Annotated in this window: 6 protein-coding genes and 1 pseudogene; 1 reads left to right on the forward strand and 6 read right to left on the reverse strand. The window is 68.0% G+C overall.

The annotated features are described in order from the left end of the window. Position 1: 1 nt before the first annotated feature. Genes ICN82_RS16510 through ICN82_RS16525 form a run of 4 tightly spaced genes read right to left on the reverse strand, consistent with a single transcriptional unit; the run spans position 2 to position 5040 of the window. Entirely contained in the window at positions 2-1630 is a 1629-nt protein-coding gene (locus tag ICN82_RS16510) for a dipeptide ABC transporter ATP-binding protein (protein WP_193184874.1), read from the reverse strand. Continuing rightward, positions 1623-2555: an ABC transporter permease gene (locus ICN82_RS16515; protein WP_193184877.1), complete on the reverse strand. Its 933-nt coding sequence runs from the start codon at positions 2553-2555 to the stop codon at positions 1623-1625. Before ICN82_RS16515 ends, ICN82_RS16510 begins: the two co-directional genes overlap by 8 nt. Positions 2556-2566: 11 nt before the next feature. Then, on the reverse strand, positions 2567-3481 hold the full coding sequence (locus ICN82_RS16520; protein WP_193184880.1) for an ABC transporter permease: 915 nt from the start codon (positions 3479-3481) through the stop codon (positions 2567-2569). A 59-nt stretch (positions 3482-3540) separates the two neighbouring features. Continuing rightward, positions 3541-5040, reverse strand: a complete 1500-nt coding sequence (locus ICN82_RS16525) for an ABC transporter substrate-binding protein (protein ID WP_193184884.1) — start codon at positions 5038-5040, stop codon at positions 3541-3543. Positions 5041-5267: 227 nt separating this feature from the next. Here ICN82_RS16525 and ICN82_RS16530 point away from each other — a divergent pair, with 227 nt between their 5' ends. Then, entirely contained in the window at positions 5268-6197 is a 930-nt protein-coding gene (locus ICN82_RS16530) for a LysR substrate-binding domain-containing protein (protein WP_193184887.1), read from the forward strand. A 28-nt stretch (positions 6198-6225) separates the two neighbouring features. On the opposite strand, the gene ICN82_RS16535 is transcribed toward ICN82_RS16530, so the two are convergent. Further along, on the reverse strand, positions 6226-6939 hold the full coding sequence (locus ICN82_RS16535) for a ribonuclease activity regulator RraA (RefSeq protein WP_193184890.1): 714 nt from the start codon (positions 6937-6939) through the stop codon (positions 6226-6228). Positions 6940-7004: 65 nt separating this feature from the next. Further along, positions 7005-7332, reverse strand: a pseudogene (locus ICN82_RS16540) (aldehyde dehydrogenase (NADP(+))); the annotation flags it as partial.

Here is a 7332-nt window from a genome sequence, read left to right on the forward strand (position 1 = left end):
GTCACGCTGTCTCCATGGCCTGTCTTGCCGCGCGGCGCTGCGCCTGGACCTCGGGGTCCGGATCCAGCGAGGCCGCCAGCAGGTTGCGGGTATACTCTTCCCGCGGCATCTCGAAAATCTGCCGCACATCCCCCTGTTCGACAATACGCCCGCCGCGCATCACCAGAACCCGGTCGGCGAAATCGCGCACCACCGGCAGGTCATGGGCGATGAAGATGTAGCTCAGCCCGTGGCTGGCCTTCAGCCTGTCCAGCAGCCGGATCACCTGCGCCTGGACCTGCACGTCCAGCGCCGAGACCGCCTCGTCGCAGACGATGATGCGCGGCTCCAGCGCCAGCGCCCGGGCAATGGCGACGCGCTGGCGCTGCCCGCCCGAGATCTGGTGCGGATAGCGGGACATGTAGCCGTCATCCAGCCCCACCTCGGCCAGAAGCTCCGCCACGCGCGCCCGCCAGCGCGCGCGCTCGACGATCCCGGGATGTATCGCCCAGGCCTCTGAAATCAATTGATAAACCGTCATGCGCGGATTCAGGCTCTGGGTCGGGTCCTGGAACACCATCTGGATTTCCCGGCGCAGCGCGTGCAGGTCGCGGGGGGACATGGCCAGAAGGTCCTGCCCGCGATACAGCGCCTGCCCGCCCGAGGCCTCCTCCAGCCGCAGGAGCAGCCGCGCCGTGGTCGACTTGCCCGATCCGGATTCGCCGACAATGGCCAGGACCTCTCCCTCGTGCAGGTCATAGCTGATCCCGTGAAGCGCGGTGAAGGCGCCGTAACGCTTGCTGACATGGCGCAGGGACAGGATCGGCGATGCGTCCTGCCGCGTCTCGCGCATCGCCCCCTGCCCCGGCGCCGCGGCGATCAGCCGCTGGGTATAGGGATGCTGCGGGTTGCGATAGACCTCTGCGGCCCCGCCCCTCTCGACGATCTCGCCGCGATTCATCACCACGACGCGGTCGGCCATCTCGGCGACGACGCCGAGGTCATGGGTGATGATGACCAGCCCCATGCCGGTTTCCGCCTGCAATTCCTCGATCAGCGCGAGGATCTGGGCCTGCACGGTGACATCCAGCGCGGTGGTCGGCTCGTCGGCGATCAGCAGGTCCGGCTTCAGCGCCAGCGCCATCGCGATCATCAGCCTCTGCCGCTGCCCGCCCGAGAACTGGTGGGGATATTTCGCCGCCGCCTCCGCCGGGTCGGGGATGCCCACCCGCGCCAGCAGCCGCAGCGTCTCGGCCCTTGCCTCCGCGCGGGAGGTGCCGTGGATCACCATTGTCTCCTCGATCTGCCAGCCGACGGCATAGACCGGGTTCAGGTGGCTCAGCGGATCCTGGAAGATCATCGCGATCCGCCGCCCGTTGATCGTCCGCCGCTCGGCCCGGCTCATGCCCAGCAGGTCGCGGCCCTCGAACAGGATCTGGCCGCTCTCGATCCGGCCGGGCGGACAGTCGATCAGGTCCAGCACCGCCGAGGAGGAGACCGACTTGCCCGAGCCGGACTCGCCCAGGATCGCCAGGACCTCGCCGCGCCCGACCGACCAGCTGACATCGCGCACGGCGCGGACCGGTCCCTGGGCGGTGTCGAAGGTGACCGACAGGTTGCGGACCTCCAGAAGGGGTTGCGCCTCAGCCATTCTTCTTGCCTCCGGTTTCCAGCCGCCAGCGCTGCACCGGGTCCAGCGCGATGCGCAGCCAGTTCGACAGCAGGTTCAGCGACAGCGTCGTCAGGATGATCGCCAGGCCCGGCCAGAAGCTGAGCCACCAGGCCGTGACCAGATAGGGCCGCCCCTGCGCCACCATCAGCCCCCAGGTCACTTCGGGCGGCTGGATGCCGATGCCGAGGAAGCTCAGCGCGCTTTCGGCCAGCATGACGAAGGCGAAATCCAGCGTCGCGATGGTCACCAGCGTCGGCAGGATGACCGGCAGGATGTGGCGGAACACGATCCGCCGGGTGGAGGCGCCCATCACGGTTGCGGCCTGCACGAACATGCGTTCGCGGATCTCCAGCACCTCGGCGCGGGCGGTGCGCAGGTAGACCGGGATGCGGGTGATGGCCAGCACCAGGATGATGTTCCCCACCGAGGGCTCCAGCATGTAGAGGACGATCACCGCCAGCAGCAGCGACGGAAAGGACATGATGACATCGGCGATGCGCGGGATCAGCTGGCCGGCGCGGCCCCGCGACCAGCCCGCCGCCAGGCCCAGCAGCGTGCCGATGGTCATCGAGGCGATCACCGCCCCCGTGGCGATCGCGATGGTATTGGCCGCCGCGACGATGATCCGCGCCAGAAGCGGCCTGCCCAGCTGGTCGCCGCCCAGCCACATGGTCCAGCTCTGGTCGAAGAGGAAGGGCGGCGCATTGCGGCCGCGCAGGTTCTGCTTCGAGGCGACCTCCTCTAGCAGGATCGGCCCCAGGAGCGCGCAGAGCAGCATCGCGATCAGGAATACCGCGGCGCAGCTTGCCGGCTTGTCCGCCAGCAGGAGCCGCATGGCCTTCCTGAACGCGCCGGGCTCGGTCTGCCGCCCGGTGGTCGCGGCGGCGGGTCTGATATCTGACATGGCCATTGGTCTCAGTACCGGATGCGCGGATCGAGCGCCGCATAGGCGAGGTCGATCAGGATGTTCATGAGGAAGATGGCGAAGGCGGTGACCATGATCGCGGCCAGCACCACGGGGAAGTCGCGCTGCAGGATCGAGTCGATCATCAGCTTGCCGACGCCGGGGAAGCCGAAGATCGTCTCCACCACGACCGCGCCGTTCAGAAGCGCCGCCGCCTGGTCGCCGATCACGGTCAGCACCGGCAGCATGGCGTTCCTCAGGGCATGCACGAAGATCATGGCGCGGGCGCCGACGCCCTTGGCGCGGGCGGTCTTGACATAGGCCGAGCCGAGCGCGGTGATCATCGAGCCGCGCACCACCTGCAGGATCAGGCCGAAGGGGCGGATGAACAGCACGGCGACCGGCAGGACCCAGTGCCAGAGCGTGCCCGTGCCGGAGGTCGGCAGCCAGCCCAGCCCGACGGAAAACACGGTGATCGCGACGATGGCGACCCAGAAATCCGGGGCCGAGGCGCCGATCAGCGAGAAGAAGGTGGCGATCCGGTCGAAGACCCCGCCGACATGGAAGGCCGCCAGCGATCCCAGCGTGATCGCCGCGCCCGAGACGATGGCCATGGTGATCAGCGCCAGCTGCAGCGTCCAGCCGAAGGCGCCGATGACGACTTCCAGGGCGGGGCGGGCGCGGCGGATCGAGTCGCCGAAATCAAGGCGCAGCAGGTCGCCCACGTAATCGAGAAACTGCAGGATCAGCGGCCGGTCCAGCCCGTGCAGCTGCCGGAAGGCCTCGCGCGCCTCGGCGGAGGCATCGATCGGCAGATAGAGGTCGGTCGGGTCGCCGGTCAGGCGCGACAGGAAGAAGACGGCGACGACCAGCAGCGCCAGCGAGACCCCGCTGGAGACCGCGCGCCTGGCAAGAAATCGTTGCATGATGCACCTCGGACTGGGCCGGGAATGAGGGGGCGGCCGCGGCCACCCCCCGGGAAGGCTCACTTGAAGCCGATCTGCGCCAGCTGCAGTTCGGAATTGGTGGCGATGCTGGGGGTGAAATCCAGACGTTCGCTGACCCGCGAGAAGCCGACCATGTGGAACAGGAACACATCGGCCGACAGCGCGTGCGCGCGGGCGAAGGCGGTGCGCCAGGCCTCGGCGCGGCCCGCGCCCGCGGTGCCGGTCGCCTCGGCGATGGCGGCATCCAGCTCGGCGTCGCACATCCCCGATTGCAGCCCGTCGCAGGCATATTTGAAGTACATCGAGAAGACCGGATCGCCGCGATTGTTGTCATGCATCGCCGCGACCAGCGCCGGGGTGTCGCCCGCCGCGAAGGGCTTGGAATAGTACTTGATCCATTCCGCGACCTCGACCATCTGCAGCTTGGCGTTGAAGCCCGCATCGGCGAACATCGCCTGCAGCGCCTCCATCACCTCGGTGACATTGGGGAAATTCCCCAGCCGCCCGATCAGCAGGATCTCGGTATCGACCGGCACCCCGTCGGCGCGGGCCTCCTCCAGCAGCGCCTTCGCGCCCTCGGGATCGTAGGCGGGCACCTCCAGGTCGCCGTCGGCGCCCAGGGTCGTGGGCACGGTCATATGCGTGGCGATCTTGGCATCCTCGGGGATCAGCGTGCCCAGGAAGGCCTCGCGGTCCACCGCCATGTTCAGCGCCTGGCGCACCCGGATGTCGTCCAGCGGCGCGAGGCTGGAGTCGATCCGCAGATAGGTCGTCTCGGAATTGGGATAGGCGAAATCGGTGGCCTTGTTCGTGGCATCCGTCTGGCTGATCAGCGGCGCGATATCCGCCTCGCCCGTGGCCACCATCGCGGCGCGCACCGCGTCATCGGTCCGGAACAGGTAGGTCGCCTTCTCGACCGCAGGCGTCTCGCCCCAGTAGCCGTCGCGGCGCGTCAGCGTGATGTCCTGGCCGACGCGGTATTCCTCCAGCACATAGGGGCCGGTGCCGACCGGATCGCGGGTGAATTCCATCGCCGTCTCGGAAGGCACGATGGTCAGGGTCGACATCAGCAGCGGCAGGATCGGCTGCGCCGGGTCGGAGGCGATGTCGATGGTCAGGTCGTCCACCACCGTCGCGGTGATCTCCATCCCGCCGAAATACTTGGCGCCGATCTCGCAGGTCAGCTGATCCGACAGCGTGCGCTCCACCGAATGCTTCACATCGGCGGCGTCGAAGCTGCTGCCATCGGAGAAGGTCACGCCCTCGCGCAGCGCGAAACGCCAGGTGGAATCGTCCGTTTCCTCCCAGGACGTGGCCAGGCGCGGCAGAAGCTCGCCATTCGAGGGGTCCAGCTCGGTCATCGTCTCCGAGATGTTCTGCAAGAGCACCCGGCCGATATTCGACTGCGAGGCCATGCAGGGTTCGAGCGTCTCCAGCTCCTCGTTGAGCACGATGGTGACCGTGCCATCCGCCGCGAGGGCAGGCAGCGCCAGCCACGCAAAGGCGGCCCCGCAAAGCAGGGTATTCCGGATTTTCATGAATTCTTTCCTCCCATCAGCGCGGCATCGGGATCACGCGCCTGCCGCGGGGCGCGAGGTCTCTCCGGAGGGTGCGGGCCTCTGGCGGGCCCGTCAGTTCCGCCGGAACCTCCAACGATCATAGAAAGCTGATGCGACCAGTCCATCCAGATTCTGATGCAGACTGATCCAATCATGCTATCATTCGCATGGCCCGCCGTATCACCCGGGCCACGGGGAGGACCACCTTGGCAGGGCATACGTTCGAACTCAGCCAGCTGCGCTATTTCGTGGCCGTCGCGGAAGAGCTGAATTTCCGCCGCGCCGCGAAGCGGCTGAACATGACCCAGCCGCCGCTGTCGCGCCATATCGCGCTTCTGGAACATACGCTGGGCACGCCGCTTTTCGACCGCACCAACCGGTCGGTCCGGCTGACCGCGGCGGGCAAGCGGCTGCTGATCGACGCCTCCGACATCCTGACCCGGGCCGAAAGCGCGGTGCTGGCGGCACAGCAGGCGGCGCGCGGCAAGGCCGGCGCGGTGGAACTGGGCTTCGTGCCCTCCGCCTGCATCGAGGTGGTGCCGCGGATCGCGCGGCGGCTGGCGGAACTGATGCCCGAGGTCACGCTGACGCTGCGCGAGGTGATGACGGTGGAGGGCATCGAGTCGCTGGGCGCGGGCAGCCTGGATTTCGGCATCATCCGCCTGCATCCGCGCGGCCAGGGCCTGCCCATCGAGAAGCTGTGGAGCGAACCCTTCCTGCTGGCCGCCCCGGTCGGGCATCCGCTGCTGGCGCAGAAGGATTTCGCCCTGTCGGATCTGAACGGGGTGGATTTCGTCGGCTATTCCAGCGAACGCGGCGGGTTTCTGCGCGAGGTGGTGCAGGGCTATCTCAAGGCCCATGGCGTCACCCCGAACGAGGTCTTCGCCGTGGCGCAGCGCCATACCGTCCTGTCGCTGGTCGATGCCGGGTTCGGGGTGGCGCTGGTGCCCGGTTCCTCGGTGCAGATCGGGCTTCCCGGCGTGGCCTTCCGCGATATCGGCCTGCCCGCCGACGAGCTGCATTCCGACCTGTACCTGGCGATGCGGCCCAAACCGCCCGAACCGCTGGTCGCGGCGGTGGCCGGGATCATCCGGGCCGAATTCCGCGGCCAGACCCTGCCGGCCGCGAAACCCTGACGCCCCGGCCGAGGCCGGGGCGGAGGACTCAGCGGTTGTTGGCCTTGCGCCATTCCTCGAAGAGAGGCAGGTATTTCTCTTCGTTGACACGGGGATAGAGCCCGATGATCGGCTCTCCCGCCTTGACCTGATCCACCACGAAATCCTCGTAGGCGGTCATCTCGACGGCCTCGGCGGCCACCTCTTCGGCGATTTCCGCCGGGATCACGATGACGCAATCGGCATCGCCGACGATGATGTCGCCGGGAAAGACCGGGGCGTCGCCGCAGCCGATCGGTTCATTGATCGCGATCGCCTCGTTGGTGGTCAGGTTGGTCGGGCTGGAGGGGCGGCTGTGATAGGCCGGGATGTCCAGCCCGGCGATGGTGGCCGCGTCGCGGAATCCGCCATCGGTGACGACCCCGGCACCGCCGCGCACCATCAGCCGGGTGATCAGGATGTCCCCGGCCGAGGCGGCCGTGGCCGATTTGCGGCTGTCCATCACCATCACGCTGCCCGGCGGGCAGGTCTCGATCGCGACGCGCTGCGGATGATCGGGCTTGCGGAACTCGGCCAGGGTGTTGCGGTCCTCGCGCGCGGGCATGTAGCGCAGGGTGAAGGCCGGACCGACCATGTTCTCGCCCTTCCAGCCCAGCGGATGCACGCCCTGGATGACCTGGTTTCTCAGGCCGCGCTTGTAGAGCGCCGTGGCCAGGGTCGCGACGGAAACGCCCCTGAGCTTGCTGCGGGTTTCCTCGTTCATGCGGGATCCTCCCATGGGCGCCGGGTGGGCCGCACCCGGCCCGGCACTGGTCTTGTATCGGGTGTTCAGGCGATATCGTCGGGCAGGATGCTGCCCGGGATGTTCTGGAAGCAGACGGGGCGCAGGAAGCGGCGGATGGCGAGGGTGCCGACGGAGGTGGCGCCGAAATTGGTGGAGGCGGGATAGGGCCCGCCATGAACCATCGCGTCGCAGACCTCGACGCCGGTGGGGAAATTGTTGGCCATCACCCGCCCGGCCTTGCGCTCCAGCACCGGCAGGAGCTGCCGCGCCAGGGCCGCATCGCCCTCGTCCATGTGGATCGTGGCGGTCAGCTGGCCCTCGAATCCCTTCGCCAGCTCGACCATCTGCGCGGGGCTGTCGGTGCGGATCACC

The organism is Mangrovicoccus algicola (genome assembly GCF_014903745.1).
GTDB classification, from domain to species: Bacteria; Pseudomonadota; Alphaproteobacteria; order Rhodobacterales; family Rhodobacteraceae; genus Mangrovicoccus; species Mangrovicoccus algicola.

Excerpts from the sequence above, each read along its gene's own strand:
- ICN82_RS16510 (WP_193184874.1), bottom strand. The coding sequence starts at position 1,630 with ATGGCTGAGGCGCAACCCCTTCTGGAGGTCCGCAACCTGTCGGTCACC.
- ICN82_RS16515 (WP_193184877.1), bottom strand. The coding sequence starts at position 2,555 with ATGTCAGATATCAGACCCGCCGCCGCGACCACCGGGCGGCAGACCGAG.
- ICN82_RS16520 (WP_193184880.1), bottom strand. The coding sequence starts at position 3,481 with ATGCAACGATTTCTTGCCAGGCGCGCGGTCTCCAGCGGGGTCTCGCTG.
- ICN82_RS16525 (WP_193184884.1), bottom strand. The coding sequence starts at position 5,040 with ATGAAAATCCGGAATACCCTGCTTTGCGGGGCCGCCTTTGCGTGGCTG.
- ICN82_RS16535 (WP_193184890.1), bottom strand. The coding sequence starts at position 6,939 with ATGAACGAGGAAACCCGCAGCAAGCTCAGGGGCGTTTCCGTCGCGACC.